The organism is Paenibacillus sp. FSL H8-0282 (assembly GCF_037963825.1).
Lineage (GTDB): Bacteria > Bacillota > Bacilli > Paenibacillales > Paenibacillaceae > Paenibacillus_AQ > Paenibacillus_AQ odorifer.
Map to the genome: position 1 here is coordinate 6,022,722 of NZ_CP150146.1, position 17,664 is coordinate 6,040,385.

The 17,664-nt window shown below is 47.8% G+C and carries 15 protein-coding genes; 2 read left to right on the forward strand and 13 right to left on the reverse strand.

The features are described from left to right. Positions 1-103: 103 nt before the first annotated feature. The 4 genes from NST94_RS26090 to NST94_RS26105 all read right to left on the reverse strand — a co-directional run bounded on the left by NST94_RS26090 (position 104) and on the right by NST94_RS26105 (position 4,509). A complete protein-coding gene (locus NST94_RS26090) occupies positions 104-1,102 on the reverse strand; it encodes an LLM class flavin-dependent oxidoreductase (protein WP_339281430.1) in 999 nt (332 codons plus the stop codon). 21 nt (positions 1,103-1,123) lie between these two features. After that, a complete protein-coding gene (locus NST94_RS26095; RefSeq protein ID WP_076137019.1) occupies positions 1,124-1,606 on the reverse strand; it encodes an Rrf2 family transcriptional regulator in 483 nt (160 codons plus the stop codon). Positions 1,607-1,794: 188 nt separating this feature from the next. Further along, a complete protein-coding gene (locus tag NST94_RS26100) occupies positions 1,795-3,171 on the reverse strand; it encodes a SulP family inorganic anion transporter (protein ID WP_339282163.1) in 1,377 nt (458 codons plus the stop codon). Positions 3,172-3,432: 261 nt separating this feature from the next. Beyond that, positions 3,433-4,509 carry a bifunctional 3-deoxy-7-phosphoheptulonate synthase/chorismate mutase gene (locus NST94_RS26105; RefSeq protein ID WP_076193656.1) on the reverse strand — a complete coding sequence of 359 codons (1,077 nt, stop codon included), beginning with the start codon at positions 4,507-4,509 and terminating at the stop codon, positions 3,433-3,435. A gap of 622 nt (positions 4,510-5,131) precedes the next feature. Between NST94_RS26105 and NST94_RS26110 the strand changes: the two genes are divergently transcribed. Next, entirely contained in the window at positions 5,132-5,677 is a 546-nt protein-coding gene (locus NST94_RS26110; RefSeq protein WP_038573366.1) for a glutathione peroxidase, read from the forward strand. 66 nt (positions 5,678-5,743) lie between these two features. Here NST94_RS26110 and NST94_RS26115 read toward each other — a convergent pair whose 3' ends face one another. The 8 genes from NST94_RS26115 to NST94_RS26150 form a co-directional block, all read right to left on the reverse strand. Beyond that, the gene (locus NST94_RS26115) at positions 5,744-6,085 is read right to left on the reverse strand and encodes a 4Fe-4S binding protein (RefSeq protein WP_076099941.1); all 342 of its coding nucleotides are present in this window, start codon (positions 6,083-6,085) and stop codon (positions 5,744-5,746) included. Beyond that, entirely contained in the window at positions 6,082-7,692 is a 1,611-nt protein-coding gene (locus NST94_RS26120) for an FAD-binding protein (RefSeq protein ID WP_076219603.1), read from the reverse strand. The genes NST94_RS26115 and NST94_RS26120 overlap by 4 nt, the downstream gene beginning before the upstream one ends. Positions 7,693-7,850: 158 nt before the next feature. Then, entirely contained in the window at positions 7,851-8,915 is a 1,065-nt protein-coding gene (locus tag NST94_RS26125) for an ABC transporter substrate-binding protein (protein ID WP_076282670.1), read from the reverse strand. Positions 8,916-8,962: 47 nt separating this feature from the next. Beyond that, the gene (locus tag NST94_RS26130; RefSeq protein WP_076307272.1) at positions 8,963-9,295 is read right to left on the reverse strand and encodes a ferredoxin family protein; all 333 of its coding nucleotides are present in this window, start codon (positions 9,293-9,295) and stop codon (positions 8,963-8,965) included. Continuing rightward, positions 9,292-10,899 (reverse strand): FAD-binding protein, encoded by a 1,608-nt coding sequence (locus NST94_RS26135; protein ID WP_036680291.1) that lies wholly within the window; start codon positions 10,897-10,899, stop codon positions 9,292-9,294. The genes NST94_RS26130 and NST94_RS26135 overlap by 4 nt, the downstream gene beginning before the upstream one ends. A 24-nt stretch (positions 10,900-10,923) precedes the next feature. Beyond that, positions 10,924-11,811, reverse strand: coding sequence for an ABC transporter permease (locus tag NST94_RS26140; protein WP_076185455.1), 888 nt, complete (start codon positions 11,809-11,811; stop codon positions 10,924-10,926). Between the two features lie 35 nt (positions 11,812-11,846). Beyond that, on the reverse strand, positions 11,847-12,650 hold the full coding sequence (locus NST94_RS26145; protein ID WP_076185456.1) for an ABC transporter permease: 804 nt from the start codon (positions 12,648-12,650) through the stop codon (positions 11,847-11,849). A gap of 106 nt (positions 12,651-12,756) precedes the next feature. Then, positions 12,757-13,533 (reverse strand): ABC transporter ATP-binding protein, encoded by a 777-nt coding sequence (locus NST94_RS26150; RefSeq protein WP_036680296.1) that lies wholly within the window; start codon positions 13,531-13,533, stop codon positions 12,757-12,759. 326 nt (positions 13,534-13,859) lie between these two features. Here NST94_RS26150 and NST94_RS26155 point away from each other — a divergent pair, with 326 nt between their 5' ends. Next, the gene (locus NST94_RS26155; RefSeq protein WP_339281431.1) at positions 13,860-17,003 is read left to right on the forward strand and encodes an S-layer homology domain-containing protein; all 3,144 of its coding nucleotides are present in this window, start codon (positions 13,860-13,862) and stop codon (positions 17,001-17,003) included. A 470-nt stretch (positions 17,004-17,473) separates the two neighbouring features. Here the strand turns inward: NST94_RS26155 and NST94_RS26160 are convergent, their stop codons facing one another. After that, positions 17,474-17,635: a hypothetical protein gene (locus NST94_RS26160; protein WP_339281432.1), complete on the reverse strand. Its 162-nt coding sequence runs from the start codon at positions 17,633-17,635 to the stop codon at positions 17,474-17,476. Positions 17,636-17,664 lie beyond the last annotated feature (29 nt).

The following is a 17,664-nucleotide window of genomic DNA, read 5'->3' on the forward strand; positions in this document are numbered from 1 at the left end:
GAGGGTTAATTTATTGTCTTTTGAGGACCAACTTCGATCAAAAAAATTAAATTGGCATACAAAAAACCCGCATCAAATGCGGGTTAAGGTTAGCTATCCAGAATCAAGAGCCTAGCAGTTCACGCGCCAGTAGTCGGTAAACTTCTAGCCGTTTCTCCTGCGAATGTGGGATGCTGCATATCATTGCTTCTTGGAATCCATATTGTGCTTGTTCTTCTTGCAAACGTACGGCGATGTCTTTAACCGCACCAACTAAATGAATCTTGCGCCCTTCCTTGATTGACATCCGGTCAATTTCCGATAGCGAAATGTTCTGAGCTTCTTCTGGTGTCAGCACCTGAGTAATCCGGCCCTTACTCATCATCAACCGAAAAATATCCTGCGGTAATGCTTCATACTCAGCTTCTTCCTTCGTTTCTGCTGTGGTCACCATATAGGATACACTGATCTCTGGTTTGTCCATAAAGATAGAAGGCTGGTAGTTATTCCGGTAATGGTCCAAGATCTCATTACTCATCGCACCATTAAAAAATTGTGCGAAGGAGTATCTGACTCCCATTTGTGCAGCTTTTCGCGCGCTATTGCCGCTCGAGCCTAACAGCCATACTTCAGGGAGCGCCACCTTCGTTGGAGCAGCGAGATTTTTGGCATATAGCTCATCTTCCGGAATCTGATCACTAAGCAGCTGCATGGTAATGCCAAGCTTGTCATACATATTATGCAGCATTAACTCGCGGCCTTCAGATAAAGCGTACATGGCGCTTGTATCGCCACCAGGAGCTCGTCCCACACCAAAATCAATTCTCCCCGGGGAAAAAGCACTTAACGTTTTAAATACTTCCGCCATCTTAAGCGGAGAATAATGCATCATCATTACACCGCCGGTGCCGATTCGAATACGGTTGGTCTTGGCGGCTAAACGGGCAGCCGTTACTTCCGGAGCTGAGCTAGCAAATGTATTTCCACCATGGTGCTCTGCCATCCACATTCTGCTATATCCCAGCTCATCTGCTAAAATAGCGAGTTCTTCTGCTTTATTCAGGGCACCTTCCGCAGTGTTGCCGCTTGTCACGGGTGCCTGATCCAATATGCTTAATCTCATGCGAATACATCCCTTCTTTGGTTAGATGACCATTTTATTACTGACCCATTCCTCTAGGGCTGCAATCTTATCTTTAAAGCGTTCACCACGCATTTCCTCCGACAACGAAGCAATAGTCTCCCGCTTTAATACGGCTTTCCAAGAGGATTCAGCTTCTTCCATCAGATTCGATAACAGGCAGCAGCTGTCTTCTTTTTCTAAATCCAACATATCTACCAGAATACCATTCGATGAATACAGCGACTGCTGGCCTTCCACCGCGAGGTAAACGTCATATACACGAATATCTTCAGGGCTTTTCTTTAATTTAAAACCGCCTTTAATGCCGGGAACAGACGTGATGATGTCTGCGGTTACCAGCTTTCTTAACAGTTTCTGAAAATAGGTCGCCGATGCTCCGAGCTGCTGGCTAATCGCTTCCCCAGACAACACCGCCTTATCCGGCAGCATGTTGAGTAGAACCAGTGCATATACCGACTGTTCTACCCCTGTTTTCATATGCATGTACAGCACCTCGATTTACGTAAATAGCTTGATTCAAACTGTAGATAATGCCATCCGCGTATAAAGCGGATAAACATTATCCACTTTATATTTTATATTATTTTAAACCCAAAGTAAAACCTTGCTGGCCTTTCTTTCAGTTAATATCTGCTATAAAAAAAAGATCGCGCATATAGCGCAATCTTTTTTCATATGGATAATCCCACCCGCTGAACCAGCTGTGAGCTCTGGTCATTAAGTCCGGTAATGGTGACTTTTTTACCATGCTCGGCGTATTTGCTCATCGTCTTCGCTATGGCATGGACAGCGGATTGGTCCCACACATGGGAGTGTGAAAAATCGATAATAATATGATCCGGATCGCTATCGTAGGCGAATTCATGAATGAAGTGGCTTGTCGTGCCGAAGAACAACTGGCCGGATACCGCATATGTTTTGGAAGAGGTTGCTTCCTGAACAGTTAGGCGGATCGAAGCTATTTTCCAAGCAAACGTTAAAGCACTTAGCAGAACTCCAAACAAAACCCCAATAGAAAGGTTGTCCGTAACCACCACAGTGACCACCGTCACAATCATAACCAGCGCATCGCTTAGCGGAACACGGGTTAAAGTTTTGAGTGAGCCCCATTCAAAGGTGCTGATACAGACCATTATCATTACGCCGACGAGCGCACCCATCGGGATCTGCTTCACCACAACGCCAAGTACGATAATTAAGAATAATAAAAAGATCCCTGATACAAACGTGGACAGACGCGTGCGTCCTCCTGACTTCATGTTAACCATCGATTGGCCAATCATCGCACAGCCTGCCATCCCTCCGAAAAAACCAGTGACTACATTCGCAAGCCCCTGTCCCTTCGCCTCTCTGTTCTTATCACTACCTGTGCCCGTAATATCATCTATTAAGGTGGCAGTCATCAGGGATTCCAATAGCCCAACTACGGCCAGCGAAAGTGAATATGGCAAAATAATAAGCAGCGTATCCAGCGTGAACGGGATTTGCGGGAGATGGAATAGTGGCAAAGTTGCTGTAATATTCCCCATATCGCCTACGGTTCTTACGTCCAGATGAAGAGCGATACTAAGAACAGAAACAATAACAATCGCTACAAGTGCTGAAGGTACGGCTTTGGTAAACCGAGGAACCGTGTAGATAATAAGCAAGGTCAGAGCTACCAGTCCGTACATCACCCAGCCTTGTCCTTTAAAATGGGTAAGCTGTGCCATAAAAATCAGTATCGCCAGCGCGTTGACAAAACCCGTCATGACCGGCTGTGGCAAAAACGTGATAAACCGCCCCAGCTTTAGCATCCCCATCAATATCTGAAACACGCCAGCCAATACAGTTGCCGCGAACAGATACTCTATTCCGTGTTCTAGTACGAGACTTCCGACTAACAGAGCCATAGCTCCCGTAGCCGCCGAGATCATTCCGGGTCTGCCTCCGGCAAGTGCCGTTACAATCGCAATGCAAAAAGAGGCATATAAACCAACCATCGGACTTACTCCCGCCAGGATCGAAAAAGCGATCGCTTCAGGAATCAGCGCAACGGCTACGGTCATCCCCGATAAAATATCGGTTCGAGTGTTAGAAAACCACCCATTATTTAAGGTAAGCTGCTTCAAAATCTATTTTCCTCCTGTGACTATTAAAATGTGTGGATCTTTTGTCAGAAAAGACCCGGGGCCGGTGCAACGCTAATGTTGCTTATTGTACTCGACCCACCTTCACCTTCACAAAAAGATTAGTTAGACTTGTAAGCGCTTATACACCTCATTTTCTAGCGAATCCTTAAAATATCATGCAAATTCTATATTTCTAGATTACCGGTACAATCCGGAAGCCTTCACTTCATTAAAGAAGGTGTTGAATTCATCAATGTTCAGCTGCTGAGCGGCATCAGACAATGCCGTTGCAGGATCAGGATGCACTTCCACCATAATACCGTCAGCTCCAGCTGCGAGTGCGGCTTTCGCACATGGAATAAGGATGTCTTTGCGGCCTGTCGAGTGAGTTACATCAACCAATACTGGCAAATGACATTCCTGTTTGAGAATTGGCACTGCTGAGATATCAAGCGTATTGCGGGTCGCTTTTTCATAGGTACGAATTCCACGTTCAATCAGCATGATCTGTGTGTTTCCACGAGACATGATATATTCCGCTGCATGGATGAATTCATCGAGTGTGGCAGCCAATCCACGTTTCAGCAGTACCGGCTTGTCGACTTCTCCGACCGCTTTTAGCAGCTCGAAATTATGCATATTACGTGCACCGATCTGGATGATATCCACATAATCAAGTGACTCTTCAATATGTCTTGGATCTACAATTTCGCTGATGGTCAGCAGTCCATATTCATTTGCTGCTTCTCGTAATATTCTTAAACCGTCCATTCCCAGCCCTTGGAAATCATAAGGTGAAGTCCGAGGCTTGAAGGCACCACCACGCATTACACGTACTCCGGCTTTTTGCAGGGCGGCAGCTACGGTGCGAGTCTGCAGTTCACTTTCCACAGAGCAAGGTCCGGCTACCATCAGTGAAGAAGGACCGCCAACCGTTACATCTCCCGGCAGAACAATCACTGTATCCTCTTTGTGGCTCTTGCGGGCTACCAGTAAAGTTTTTTTATGATCATCTGTTTGTAAGTCCAGAGAAGCTGAGAAAATTTGTTTGAAGAGGCTACGGATCGTCCCGTTAGTGAAAGGGCCTTTGTTGCTCGCTACGAGCTTATCCAGCATCTGTTTTTCCCGTTCTGGATCAAATTTAGGGACACCTTGTTTTTCTTTAACTCCTCCAATCTCCTGAACAATCTTAGCCCGCTCGGAGATCAGCTCCAGCAATTGCCCATTAATTTCATCCAGACGACCTCTAAGAACATCCAATTCCACGTTACTCATTACCCTTCCACTCCCTCTTTTGTTATAATTTGGAACACAAAAAGGCCCCCCGTCGCAAGGGACGAGGAGCCGTGGTACCACCCTTATTTAGAATTAACCCGAATACTAGCACAAAGGAATAGAATCTCATGTTCCCCTGACTAAGAATTAATTCTGTCTTTCACCCGGTAACGCGGGGCGCGGGCCTCCCTACTCATACCTGCCACAACCTGTGACAAACTACTTCAGGGGCCAACTCGGAAGTGAACTTCGGCATTAATCGTCTCATGAGGGTGCTCTCAGTCTCCGGCACGCCTTCCCTGTTAAGATCCGCTATAATGCTTACTCTCTTCGTCATAGTCCTTATCTATGTCAGCGCGGCTTTTGCGCTGGTTTCTGCTATCTTAATCAAAAAACGTCCCCGATGCAAGATAATAATGGAACGCAGAGTAGCTTTAACGCAATAAATTTTTTTGACTGATCCATACCCATTATCTATCCTATTCCAACCTGGCAATTACGGTTCCAATTCCTTCAAGCTGTATTGTTTGACAGCGATAATTGAATTGTTTACAATTTAATTATTATAAATATTTCCTGTTCTTTTTCAAAAAGCATAGATAACTGAAGGGATGTAGCAGCCATGAGCATTTATCAATATTCAGCACGCAGTATTCGGGGAAAAGATATCGAGCTAGAGCAATACAAAGGTAAAGTGCTACTGATAGTGAATACAGCAAGTAAGTGCGGATTTACCCACCAATATTCAGATCTGCAAAAGCTTTATGAGCGGTACGAGGAACGCGGCCTCCAAATTCTCGGCTTTCCTTCCAATCAATTTGGAGAGCAAGAACCCGGCAGCAATGAAGAGGTTAATGTATTTTGCCAAATCAATTACGGGGTAACCTTCCCACTCTTTGAAAAGGTTGACGTAAAAGGCGAAGCTAAACACCCTCTTTTCACCTACCTGACAGAACAGGCTGGATTTGAAGGGTTCGACATCAACCATTCTTCAGGAAAGCTGCTGCAAAGCATGCTTGAAGACAAAGATCCAGAGGCTCTGAACAATGACGAAATCAAGTGGAACTTCACTAAATTCCTGATTGATCGCGAAGGCAATGTGGTCACTAGATTCGAATCTACGGTGGACCCGCTGGATATTGAACCAGCTATCGAAGCCCTGCTATAAGTTTCTAATATATGAAATATCCGCCCAGCTTTCGGGCGGATTTTTTGGGTTTAAGCATCTGCTTAATCATGTTCGGTACTGCTCGGTAAACACTTCAAAATAAGGAGTCGTGTCCCTCTCCGCCATCGAACCATTCGCACCAGGTCCCCAGCCGATTTCAGCACGCCAGCTTCCCAACACACCTGACTGAATCAGCGCCTCCTCATTTACACCGATCAGCTGATCCGCCTGTGGTGCCACGTATAAAGCATCTACAGGACAATAAGCTTCACACATGAAACAGGTCTGGCAATCTTCCTGACGGGCAATGACCGGAATCTTCCCCTGCATTTCGAATACGTTCGTCGGACACACTTTCGTACACAGCTTACAACCAACACAACGCTCCAAGCTGATTAATTCGATCATATCGTTTGCCCCTCCTTCAGCGCATTCAGTTCATGAGCATGGGGCACAGCCTCTGTACTGACGCTTATATGTTGAATACCGGATAAGATCAGCCGGTGAGTCTGGCGCGGATCAAGCTCCGGATATTCCGCTAGCTTTTGCAGTCCGCGGGTCTCTTTCCGGGCGAGTGCCGCGGTGTACATCCACCTGCCGACCGCGAGCATAGCCGCGGCTTCACGTGATTGCACGATGCCCTGAACGCTGGCAGGAGCCTGCCCGTTCAAATAGGGCATCAAGGCATTCAGCCGCTTCAAGGCTGAAGAAATGCCCGGCTCGCTGCGGAAATAATTGATCTGCAGCGGCAAGATTTCACGCTGGATTGCCGCGATTAGCGGCTTCACCTCCAGCGTTTCCGAGGCATCGGCGCCAGCCGCCAGCCCGTAGCGTCCCGCTGCGGTCAGCTTGCGGCTGTTCGCCTGTCCTCGGCAGGACAGCGCATGCTGCGCGGCTCCCTGTCCAGCCCAGCTTCCGCTGCACATGGCCCAGGAAGCGTTATAAGCCCCGCCGCCGGAGATGGCGCCGGTCACTTTCTCGCGAGATGCGGCATCTCCGGCCGCATAGAGTCCGGGCACGGTCGTCTGGCAATCCGTGCCGCTCAAGCGCAGACCCCCAGTGCCGCGCATCGTGCCCTCATAGCGCAGGGTAAGCGGGAATTTCTGCTTAAACGCATCAATTCCCGCCCGCTCCAGCGGCATAAAGAAAATCGGATGCGCTTTGCGCAGGAAATCCTGTTTCTCCGCGGTGTCTGCCAGATCCAGCGAAGCGTAAACCGGACCCTTCAGCATCAGCTCAGGAATGCTGCCAAAGGTCCGATCCCCTCTATGCAACGGATGACCGTCCGCGTCATAGAGAGTGGCCCAAGCCAGCATGCGTCCACGTGTTACGGTTCCGTCCGCAAAGCTTGGCGCATATTGGCGGCTGAATTCCATACCCGAAAGATCAGCTCCCACCTCTGCGGACATCAACAATCCCTCCCCTGTCAGCACGTTGCAACCAAGACCTTTGCTGAGAAAAGCACAGCCGCCGGTAGCCATTACAACGGCATTTGCCTTCACTTCCCAAGACTCTCCTGTCAGGCGGTTGATCCCACGCGCTCCACCAACACCGTGTTCATCATGAAGAAGTTCCAGCGCTGGTGACTGATCAAGAATTGTGACCCCTGCTTTGCGCACAACTTTTCGCATAATCCGCATATATTCTGGTCCATGGAGATGGGTACGCAGTGAGTTTCCTTCTTCATCCTTCGGAAACGGATACCCCCACTGCTCCACTTGAGCCAGGTTCTGCTCTACCTGATCCAGCACCCGGTGAATCCAAGCATTCTCCGATAAATATCCGCCGGCCTTAAGTCTGGCCTGCACTGCCTGCTCCCGCAGCTCGGCAATGGGAGGAATAACTAGCAACGTTGTTCCTCCCGGTGCAGTTGCGCCACTAGTGCCCAAGTAGCCCTTATCCGCCAGGACTACCTTTGCACCTTGCGAGGCTGCACTCCATGCCGACCACGCCCCAGCAGGACCTCCGCCAAGCACGAGGACATCCACTGTCATTTCCTTCTTAAGCTGCGACATATTTTTTCCTCCTACACCATTAGCTGAGTTAGTTGAACTTAAAAATCACTAAAGGGAGGAGTGGCGGAGAGGCGGCCGAAAGTCCAAACATTCACCGCAGTCACTCAATTACCTTTACAGAAGAATCTTAAGTTCAATTAAAGCAACCTTTAAGCAACTTATTTCAGCTGCCAATCGCTAATATTGAAGTCTTTTTTCGCTAACTTCTCTTCGACGAGGAAGTTTTTGGTACCGTCCAGCAGCTTTGTTCCTTCATCAGTGAACGCAGTATCCTTGATATCACTAATCGGATTCACTTGCTTCGCCAGCTCAGGCGTTGTATCTCCGATTTCAGCCAGAAATTGATAATACTCATCTTCATGCTGCTTCAAGTCTGCCAAGGCTTTCTCTCTAGCTTCATTCCATACCTTCGGAAAATCAGGGAATTTCGCCAGATAATCCTCAGACACAACTGTTGCGCTAGAACCAAGCAGGTTCGGGTGCTTCGAGGCATCATCCAAGTGAGTGTAACCTTGGTCAATCAGCTTCAGCGCAGGAACACCTAGATTTGTTGTAGCATCTACATCTCCACGGGCTAAAGCTGCAGTAGCATCAGGAATGAGCATATGCACGAGTTTGTAGTCGGTCACGCCTTCTTCCTGTAGTAATCCAACTACATAACGGTGCATGAAGGAGCCTTTTTGAATCGCGATAGTTTTACCTTGCAGATCTTTCACCGTCTTGGGCCCATCCTTCTTGCCGATCAAATAACCAATCGTGTTCGCGGAAGATTGTGAAATCAGACGGGTCTTGGCTCCAGAAGCGTAGGCAATAATAGCAGGTGTATCTCCAAGGCTGCCGATATCCAGCCGACCACTAATCAAGGATTCTGTCTGATCCGGACCGTTTGGAAAGCCAGTAAGCTTCACTTCAGTAATGCCGTATTTCTTCAACTCTTCTTGAATAATCCCTTTATAAAAGCCCCAACCCTCTGCACCGCCGGGCACATTCAATTTGTTGGAACCGATAAACCCAAAGTTCAATACCGCTGGAACATTGCTCGTGCTCGTGGCCCCTTCTCCCGCCTTCTCCGTATTTGATCCCCCGGAGGCAGATGCTCCATTGCCGCCCGTATTATTTCCGCAAGCCTGAAGCACCAGCATGGCCATCATAATTGTAGTTAAAAGTGCAAACCGAATCTTCCTAGAACGTTTCCCTTGAATCTCTCTGTACGCTTGTTTCATTGTTTCTCCCCCTAGGTTTATGCTATTTATTTAAATCTTGATCCAGCTCAGAACCCTGCCCTCGACGCCAATTTATACATAAAGTCATGGCTTGCCACCGGCTGCCTGCCCTTACCCCAGCCTACTTTTTCACGATAACCGCCAAGTAGTTTCTGCTCCTGAAGTTCCGCTTCTGTCACACCAATAATATTCTCAGAGTCTGGTGCAACGTAGAGAGCATCGACAGGACAATACAGCTCACACATAAAGCAAGTCTGGCAATCACTCTGCCGGGCAATAACAGGAATGCCATCCTCTACCCGTTCGAAAACATTAGTCGGGCAGACAGATACACATTGGTTGCACTCTACACATCTGGCAGCGCTGATCACCTCAATCACGATAGAACACCCTCCTTAGCCACGGCTTCCGTCTTCACCCATACCTGATCTAATCCGCCACTGATCAAGCGGTGATGCTGGCCATGATCTGTAGCCTTGAAATCCTCACGCTTATGCATGCCTCTCGTCTCTGTACGAGCAAGTGCAGAATTGTACATCCAGCGGGCTGTTGCGGTCATGGCTTCGGCTTCCCGTGCCTTGACCCCTTCTGGCGTACGCTGAATTTCGCGGCTTCGTTGCTCTTTCCACAATCCATCCAGACGATCTAGTGCAGACGTCAGCCCTTGTTCTGTCCGGAACAAATTGATATCATACGGCTTCACCTCAGCCTGTACAGCAGACACATACTCTGCTGTTTGGGCTGCCACTCCCGGCTTCACTTCCTGATGCACCAGTGGTGATGATGATAAGCCGACTGGACTACGCTGCGCAGCGTGCGACCCCAGACTCTGTGCATAGACAGCAGCTCCTTCACCAGCAAAAGAACCTGAAGACATCGCCCACGCCGCATTATGGCTGCCACCGCCAGTAAAACCTCCGCAAATCAGCTCGCGGGTAGCCGCATCTCCTGCCGCGTAAAGTCCGGGAACACCTGTGCCGCAGCTTTCATCTGTAATATGGATGCCACCCGTCCCCCGAACCGTGCCTTCGAGCCGCAAAGTAACCGGAAACGCATCCTTGAACGGATCAATTCCCTGGCGGTCAAAAGGAAGGAAAAAGTTCGTCTGCGCCACCCGCAGCAGCGGTCTTAAATCCTCTGGTGCCCCATCCAGCTTGGCGTACACCTGATTACCTGCCAACAGATTCCGGGCAATTACAGAACGGCCTTTCTTGGAACCGGCTCCCTCCACAATGCTTCCATCCTCATAATAAAAGCTGGCATAGCTGTAATACGCCGTCTTGGTCACCGAAGAGAACGTAGGGCAGATCGCATAGGCATTGGAGAATTCCATGCCGGACAGATTCGCCCCAGCCTCAGCAGCGAAGAGATAACCATCTCCGGTCAACACGTTGCAACCAAGTGCCTTGCTTAGGAAGGCGCAGCCTCCGGTAGCAATGACGACTGCTCCTGCCTGAACAGTCCATGTTTCTCCACTCTGGGTATGAACTCCAGCCGCTCCAGCTACGCCATGCTCATCTGCCAGGAGTTCCAAGGCTGGGCTGTGATCTAGAATTTTAACGCCTGCCTTTTTCACCAGCCTACGCATTAATTTCATATATTCCGGTCCTTGCAGACTTCTTCGGAATTGATTGCCCTGCTCATCTACAGGGAATGGATAACCGGAAACACCCAGCTTGTTCATATTGGCATAGGTTTGATCCAGCACCCGGTCCATCCAGCGAGATTCAGCCAGCTGCCCGCCAAGCGCATAACGACTTGCTTTTGCCTCTTTCCGGAGCTTCTCATCCGGCTTCACATACCAGACTCCCGTTCCCGACGGTGCCGTTGCCCCACTTGAACCGCAGTACCCTTTATCTGCAAGGATTACTTTGGCCCCCTTCGCTGATGCAGTAAGGGCTGCCCACGTTCCTGCCGGACCTCCTCCGATAACGAGCACGTCTGCCACCAAATTCACCGATCCTTTTTTCACCGATCCACTCATATGTTCAAGACCTCCTCAGTTTGTTTAGCCTTCGTAACTATCGCGCCAGAACAGGAACTTTCGTTCAATAATCCGGAACAAGGAATCGATCAGCTTACCGACAATTGCAAAAATAATAATGCCTACGAATACAACCTCCGTATTAGAGTTCTGCTTCGCCTCATTGATAAGAAAACCAATACCTGACTGTGATCCAATAAGCTCTGCTACAACCAAACCAATCCAAGCTACAGCCAGCGACAATCTTAGCCCTAACAAAATTCCGGGCAGCGCCGCCGGGAGTATAAGCCTGCGCAGCTTCTGATATGGACTGAATCCCAATACACGAGCTACTTCGAACAATTTATTGTCCACATTGCGGATGCCCATAAATGTATTAATATAGAGCGGAAAAAATGAGCCTGTCATAATGATCACAACTTTTGACATCTCTCCAAACCCGAACCAGAGAATAATGAGCGGCGCTATAGCTAAATGGGGAACAAGCCTAAGCACTTGTACGCTAGGATCGAGCACATATTCTACACTGCGAAACAAGCCAGTCAGTACGCCGAATAGAAGACCCAACACACCTCCAATAAGAAATCCGATGCCCGCCCTACCCATGCTGACGCCCAGATGATGAGTTAACTCTCCAGTAACCAACAAGTCGGTAAAAGCTCTTGCAATCGAAAGCGGAGTCGGCAAAAAGGTTGCTGAGACCAGCCCCGTACTCCCTGCCAGCTGCCAAAGGACTAACGTCACCACCGGGATAATTGCACCCATTCCCCAATCAGAGAGCAGGGGTTTCCATGCAACTTGTATTGCGGGTTTCTTCGGTGTCTTCTTGGATAAAGGAGCTGTGCCGCCGCTATCCAGCGTTTCTCTGGCTCTTTTAGTATTTTTGATAATAGCTTCTACTCCATCGCTCATGGTGCATCCCCCTTTTGTTTAATGAGCGTTCAAGGTTATCCGCGATAACTGTCTTGCCATCTCAACAACCGTCGTTCAATGTAACGAACAATGGAATCACTCAACAATCCAGCTACGGCAAAAATAATAATCCCCACGAACACCACTGGTGTGTCCGCAAATTGACGCGCATCGGACATCATGTACCCAATGCCTGAGGTAGATGCAATAAGCTCTGCCACTACTAACCCCAGCCAAGAAAGCCCTAGAGAGAGACGCACTCCGAGAATAATGTTCGGCAGCGCTGCTGGAAGTACTAACCTGCCAATCTGCTTCAACCGGCTGAAGCCAAGTACCCGGGAAACTTCGAACAGCTTGTTATCCACGCCGCGAATTCCCATGAACGTATTAATATAAAGCGGGAAAAAAGCTCCCTTAGCAATCAATAGCACCTTTGACTCCTCACCGATCCCGAACCATAAAATGAACAGCGGTACTACCGCCAGACTGGGAATCATGCGGATCATTTGCAGGGAGGGATCTAACAGCTTCTCCGATCTGCGGAACAGACCTACGAGAAGTCCTAACAGCAGCCCCAGTCCACCACCTAGCAGGAATCCAGAAAAGGCTCTGACCAAGCTGATCCTAAAGTTCGGCCACAAATCGCCTGAAGCCGCTAAAGTTACAAAAGATTCCGCAATCGTATACGGCGTAGGGAACAGCATCTCCGAGATCATTCCATAATGCCCGAGCGTCTGCCACAGAATCAGTACACTGCCCGGCAGCAAAAGACCAAGTCCTAGTGTTGCCGCCTTTCCGGGTCTTCCGGAAGTTCTTATGGCTACAGCCCGATTTGTCATACTTTGAACCCACCTTTTTTCAGCTTTACAATCACTTTAAATAAACAGAAAGAGACCCTCGAATGTTAATGTCTTCGAAAGTCTCCATGGGTATGGTCGACCTATTTTATATTCCGGCTCCGTCTGTAAGCTCTAGCTCATCTACCTTTTCAAAATAATTCAACACCTTCAAACGCAGCTCTTGAAAGGAGGTCGTTGTTTTTTTCCGTGGATACGGTAAATCTATCGGTACAATTTTACGTATTTTCCCGGGACGCGGCTCTAGAATCACTACCCGATTCCCCAAGAACACAGCCTCATCAATATCATGTGTCACAAAAATCATGGTTGTTTGGTTAGCCCGCCAAATGTCCAGCAATACCGTCTGCATATGAGCCCGAGTGAATGCATCCAGTGCACCAAACGGTTCGTCCAGCAGCAGTATTTTCGGATTGCGCAGAAGTGCACGAGCTATTGCCACCCGCTGGGCCATCCCTCCCGACAACTCGCGGGGATAAGATTTCTCAAATCCATTTAACTTCACCAGATCAATCAATTCATCGACCTTCCGCCTAACCTCCTTGTTCCCTAGCGGTAAATCAGAGGCAATATTCTTCTCAACGGTAAGCCAGGGAAAGAGGCGATGCTCCTGAAAAATAAAACCCTTATCGATCCCAGGACCCCCAATCTCCGCCCCTTCCAGGGTGACACTGCCAGTGTACCCGCTATCCAGACCGGCTACGATGCGTAATAGTGTGCTTTTTCCACAGCCGCTGGGGCCGATGACTGTAATAAATTCGCCCTCCTGTACATGGAGATCTACATTATGGAGTGCTTGAACATGACCACCGGCAGACTCAAAACGTTTATTTAGGTTCGAAATAGACAGCAACGCTTCTCCCACCTTGACCCCTCCTTTAATCTGTATGGACAAAAAAACAGAGGCATTGCGTTTTTACATTCGCAATACCTCTGTAGGAACAGTCGGCAAACATTATTCAAAGTAAATCAATTGGAATTATAATATTTAAAATATCATCGATTTTATAAGCTGTCAACAAAAAACAAGCCCTTTTATGGAATAGAAGTGGAATTATTTCTAGTTCATAAGTTAGAAAAGCAATGAATTTAATCACTTTTAGTAGGATGAAAGTATTAAAAAACTTTGCTTTTGCGTCGATATAATGAAGTAAGCTTATGACAAATTGGTTCTAAGGAAGGGGCTTTTGCTTGAAAAGCATATCATTAAAATGGGGAGCAACACTTGTTGCCCTTAACACCTTGTTCGGTGGTACTCTCTATGCATCTGCAGCTGAAATCACTCCACCGTTCTCCGATTTAACCGAAATACAACAGACGAAAAGTGCCGCAATCCTCGAGGCTGCTCGTCTAGGATTGCTTAAAGGCGATCCCAATGGACAATTCAGACCCACTGCGACTATGACTCGCCAAGAGCTGGCAGCCATTTTAGCGAAGACCTTAAAGCTAGATTCCTCAGTGAATTCCGCTTCTTCCTTTAGAGACGTATCTGATTCCAGTTGGAGTGTCTCCGCTATTGAGGCTGTTAAAAAGGCAGGATTTATGGAGGGTGATCTTACAGGTAATTTTAATCCATCCAGACCTGTAACTAGGGAAGAGCTTGCAGTTATATTTGTACGTGCCATCCGCGGAACTGGAGCACAAGGCGGACAAGCCAACAAGGTTAATGACGAATCCACAATCAGCAATTGGGCAAAAGAGTATACTGATGTCGCACTACGTCTTAAACTTATAGACTCTCCCGAAGATATGTTCAGCCCCAAAGGTACTGTTCAGCGGCAGGATATGGCTTCTTTTCTGCTGAATATTTTTAAAGAAGAACAACAAACTGCAACGATCGACAATATAGATGGAGATTTCGTAACGATCAATGGCACGCCTTACCTCATTGAAGGTACACTCAAAGAATTAATGGGTGATAGCAACCATGATGCTTTAAGAGGAGCTGTCCTTAAGTTCAATTCCTTGAATCGTCATGTAGATGGTTTGCAAGAGCTTGAAATTGTACAAAAAGGGGTTCAACTAAATACCTCCGGCTTTCCCTCCGGTTCTTTGCTCAATATTTCTGGAAATGATGTTGTTATTAAAGGTAATGTTACCGGTGATCTAAAGATTAAAAATGGCGTTTCGAGTATAACTTTTCAGGGCCAAATTGGGCAGATCATTGTGGACTCTATAACTCCAGTTACTATTCATGGCAGCGGTCCCCTGCAAACCTTAAAAATAGTCGAAGGCGGCGCTAGGATCACCATCGATCCCTCCTTGTCTATTCAAAATCTGCAGTTGCTTGGCAACAGTCTGCCTTCACATTTCATAACAAATTACACAGCCATTCAAGATAATATCCAAAAGGTTCAAAATGCATCTGGAGTCGTTGCTCCTGCATATACTTCGTCCACGTCTGCTAACTCCGTGAGCGATCCGACTCCGAGTCCTACTCCGACGCCTACTCCCGTAGCGACTCCTGAGCCTACTCCGGTCGCGACTCCGAGCCCTACTCCAGTGGCGACTCCTGAGCCTACTCCCGTAGCGACTCCTAGTCCTACTCCGGTCGCGACTCCTAGTCCTACTCCGGTCGCGACTCCGAGCCCTACTCCGGTGACGACTCCGAGCCCTACTCCCGTAGCGACTCCTAGTCCTACTCCGGTGCTGACTCCTGAGCCTACTCCCGTAGCGACTCCTAGTCCTACTCCGGTGCTGACTCCTGAGCCTACTCCCGTAGCGACTCCTAGTCCTACTCCGGTGACGACTCCTAGTCCTACTCCGGTGGCGACTCCTAGTCCTACTCCGGTGGCGACTCCTAGTCCTACTCCGGTGGCGACTCCTAGTCCTACTCCGGTGACGACTCCTAGTCCTACTCCGGTGGCGACTCCTAGTCCTACTCCGGTGACGACTCCTAGTCCTACTCCGGCGCCGACTCCTGAGCCTACTCCGGTCGCGACTCCTAGTCCTACTCCGGTGACGACTCCTGAGCCTACTCCGGCGACGACTCCGAGCCCTACTCCGGCGCCTACTCCGGTGAACCATGCACCAGTCGTGCAAAATAATATTGATCCAATATCTGCTCTGATCACAAGTGGTGTCCAAAACGTCGACATCAGTAATGTGTTCATTGATCCGGACGGCGACCCGCTTACATTCGCAGCTGCATCCTCTGACGCTAGCGTTGCCACTGTATCTGTAAATGGGAATCATCTCAACCTTGTGCCGGTCGATTCAGGCACAGCCATGATTACAATAACAGCAATGGACGGCCAAGGTGGCGTTAACACTGCTACTTTTGCATTCACTGTAACGTCTAATCAGCCACCAATTGCGATATCTGGAATCACTACTCAACTCTTAACACCAGGTATCACTGCACCACGTACATTTGATCTGGCCCAGCTTTTTCAAGATCCCGACAATGACATGCTTACTTATTCAGCTTCTATAGATAACGTAAATGCTGGTACACTTAGCCTTAATGGCAACACTCTGACGGTAACTCCGGCAGCTAATAGTTCAGCTAGTGGTTTAGTGACCCTCACAGCAACGGATGATAAAGGAGGTTCAGCTACCTCAACTTTCACCTTGATTACAGCCCAGCTTGTAAACAACGGCTTTGTGCCAATAACCACCAAGCAAGGTGTATCCAATATTTCCTTCGATATTTCCAAGCTGATTCCTAATCAGAGTCAATTTAAAGTGTATACAGAAAGCAGCACAGGTTCATTGAGCGGACCTGCAACTCTGAATGGAGCTATATGGAATGGTCCTACAAGTCCAGGAACGGTATGGATAGTAGGTTCTGATGGCAAAGCGGTTGTATTATCTATAAGCGTGGCTTCACAGGGTACCTCTGAGCTATTCTTCTCAGAGTATCTGGACGGCGGTGACGGCAGAATCGCAGTTGAGCTGTACTATAAAGGAAATGGTAATCCCGCAGGAAAAGCAGAAGGTTACACCCTTGAAGTTCACCAATTTATGAAAGCCACCCAAACCAAACAGGTTTATTCCCGGCCATTATTTCCTGTACCTGTAGCAATGCCGTATATGTTTATAGATTCTACTTTTGGGGACGCATTTGATTTAATGAATATCTCCTATTACAATGATGAGCTGAGTCTATATAATCCAAAAACATATAATATTACAGCATTAGTACTGAAGAAAAACGGTCAAATCGTGGATGTTCTCGGTGACCCTACCTCTACTCAGCAATTCCTCTCCACAGGTGGAACTATTGTCCGTAAATCTGGTATATACACTGGATCACAGCAGTATTCACTTGAGGGCGAGTGGAATCAATATCCCAAAGGAACTTACCAGTATTTTGGAAGCCATACTCCTTAAGCAGCCCTTTCTAATGTAAAAAACAAGCAGGCAGTGAGCCTCCAAATATTGGAGAAACACTGCCTGCTTTTTATCTGCATTGCGTAGGGTTAAGTCGACTTTGGGTAAACCTCGGAATAACTCCTCCGGATCCCCCCGTATATTTTAATTACCGAATCTAAACCCAATCTTTGATTTAGTTGCATTCTTTACACTTATTTCGTATAAAAAAGGGGCTATCCTGAATATAACTGTATTCTGTACAATTAAAATCCAGAAAAACCACCTTTAGCTGAGGAAATCATGAAAATAAGTGTACTGAATACAGCTATTTTTTGGGGACAATTTATTCGATGAGTTATAACTGTACAAAATACACTTATATGCTCCCACCGTTACTCCAACCTATGTCTACCACTTCAAAATCTGCATTTTGCCTCCACTTGTTACTTATACTTCTGCATCTACTTCCTCTACTTTCTCTACTTCCTCTACTCCACTACTCCCTCTTCTTCCACTACTTCCTCTACTTCCACTACTTCCTCTACTTCCTCTACTTCCTCTACTTCCTCTACTTCCTCTACTTCCTCTACTTCCTCTACTTCCTCTACTTCCTCTACTTCCTCTACTCCTACTCCTTCTACTTCCTCCACAACTTCTACCGTTTCAAAATATCACTTCA

What these genes read in the sequence shown, in the direction of transcription:
- NST94_RS26090 (WP_339281430.1), bottom strand. Translation starts at nt 1,102, where the DNA reads ATGAGATTAAGCATATTGGATCAGGCACCCGTGACAAGCGGCAACACT.
- NST94_RS26095 (WP_076137019.1), bottom strand. Translation starts at nt 1,606, where the DNA reads ATGCATATGAAAACAGGGGTAGAACAGTCGGTATATGCACTGGTTCTA.
- NST94_RS26100 (WP_339282163.1), bottom strand. Translation starts at nt 3,171, where the DNA reads ATGACCGTAGCCGTTGCGCTGATTCCTGAAGCGATCGCTTTTTCGATC.
- NST94_RS26105 (WP_076193656.1), bottom strand. Translation starts at nt 4,509, where the DNA reads ATGAGTAACGTGGAATTGGATGTTCTTAGAGGTCGTCTGGATGAAATT.
- NST94_RS26110 (WP_038573366.1), top strand. Translation starts at nt 5,132, where the DNA reads ATGAGCATTTATCAATATTCAGCACGCAGTATTCGGGGAAAAGATATC.
- NST94_RS26115 (WP_076099941.1), bottom strand. Translation starts at nt 6,085, where the DNA reads ATGATCGAATTAATCAGCTTGGAGCGTTGTGTTGGTTGTAAGCTGTGT.
- NST94_RS26120 (WP_076219603.1), bottom strand. Translation starts at nt 7,692, where the DNA reads ATGTCGCAGCTTAAGAAGGAAATGACAGTGGATGTCCTCGTGCTTGGC.
- NST94_RS26125 (WP_076282670.1), bottom strand. Translation starts at nt 8,915, where the DNA reads ATGAAACAAGCGTACAGAGAGATTCAAGGGAAACGTTCTAGGAAGATT.
- NST94_RS26135 (WP_036680291.1), bottom strand. Translation starts at nt 10,899, where the DNA reads ATGAGTGGATCGGTGAAAAAAGGATCGGTGAATTTGGTGGCAGACGTG.
- NST94_RS26140 (WP_076185455.1), bottom strand. Translation starts at nt 11,811, where the DNA reads ATGAGCGATGGAGTAGAAGCTATTATCAAAAATACTAAAAGAGCCAGA.
- NST94_RS26145 (WP_076185456.1), bottom strand. Translation starts at nt 12,650, where the DNA reads ATGACAAATCGGGCTGTAGCCATAAGAACTTCCGGAAGACCCGGAAAG.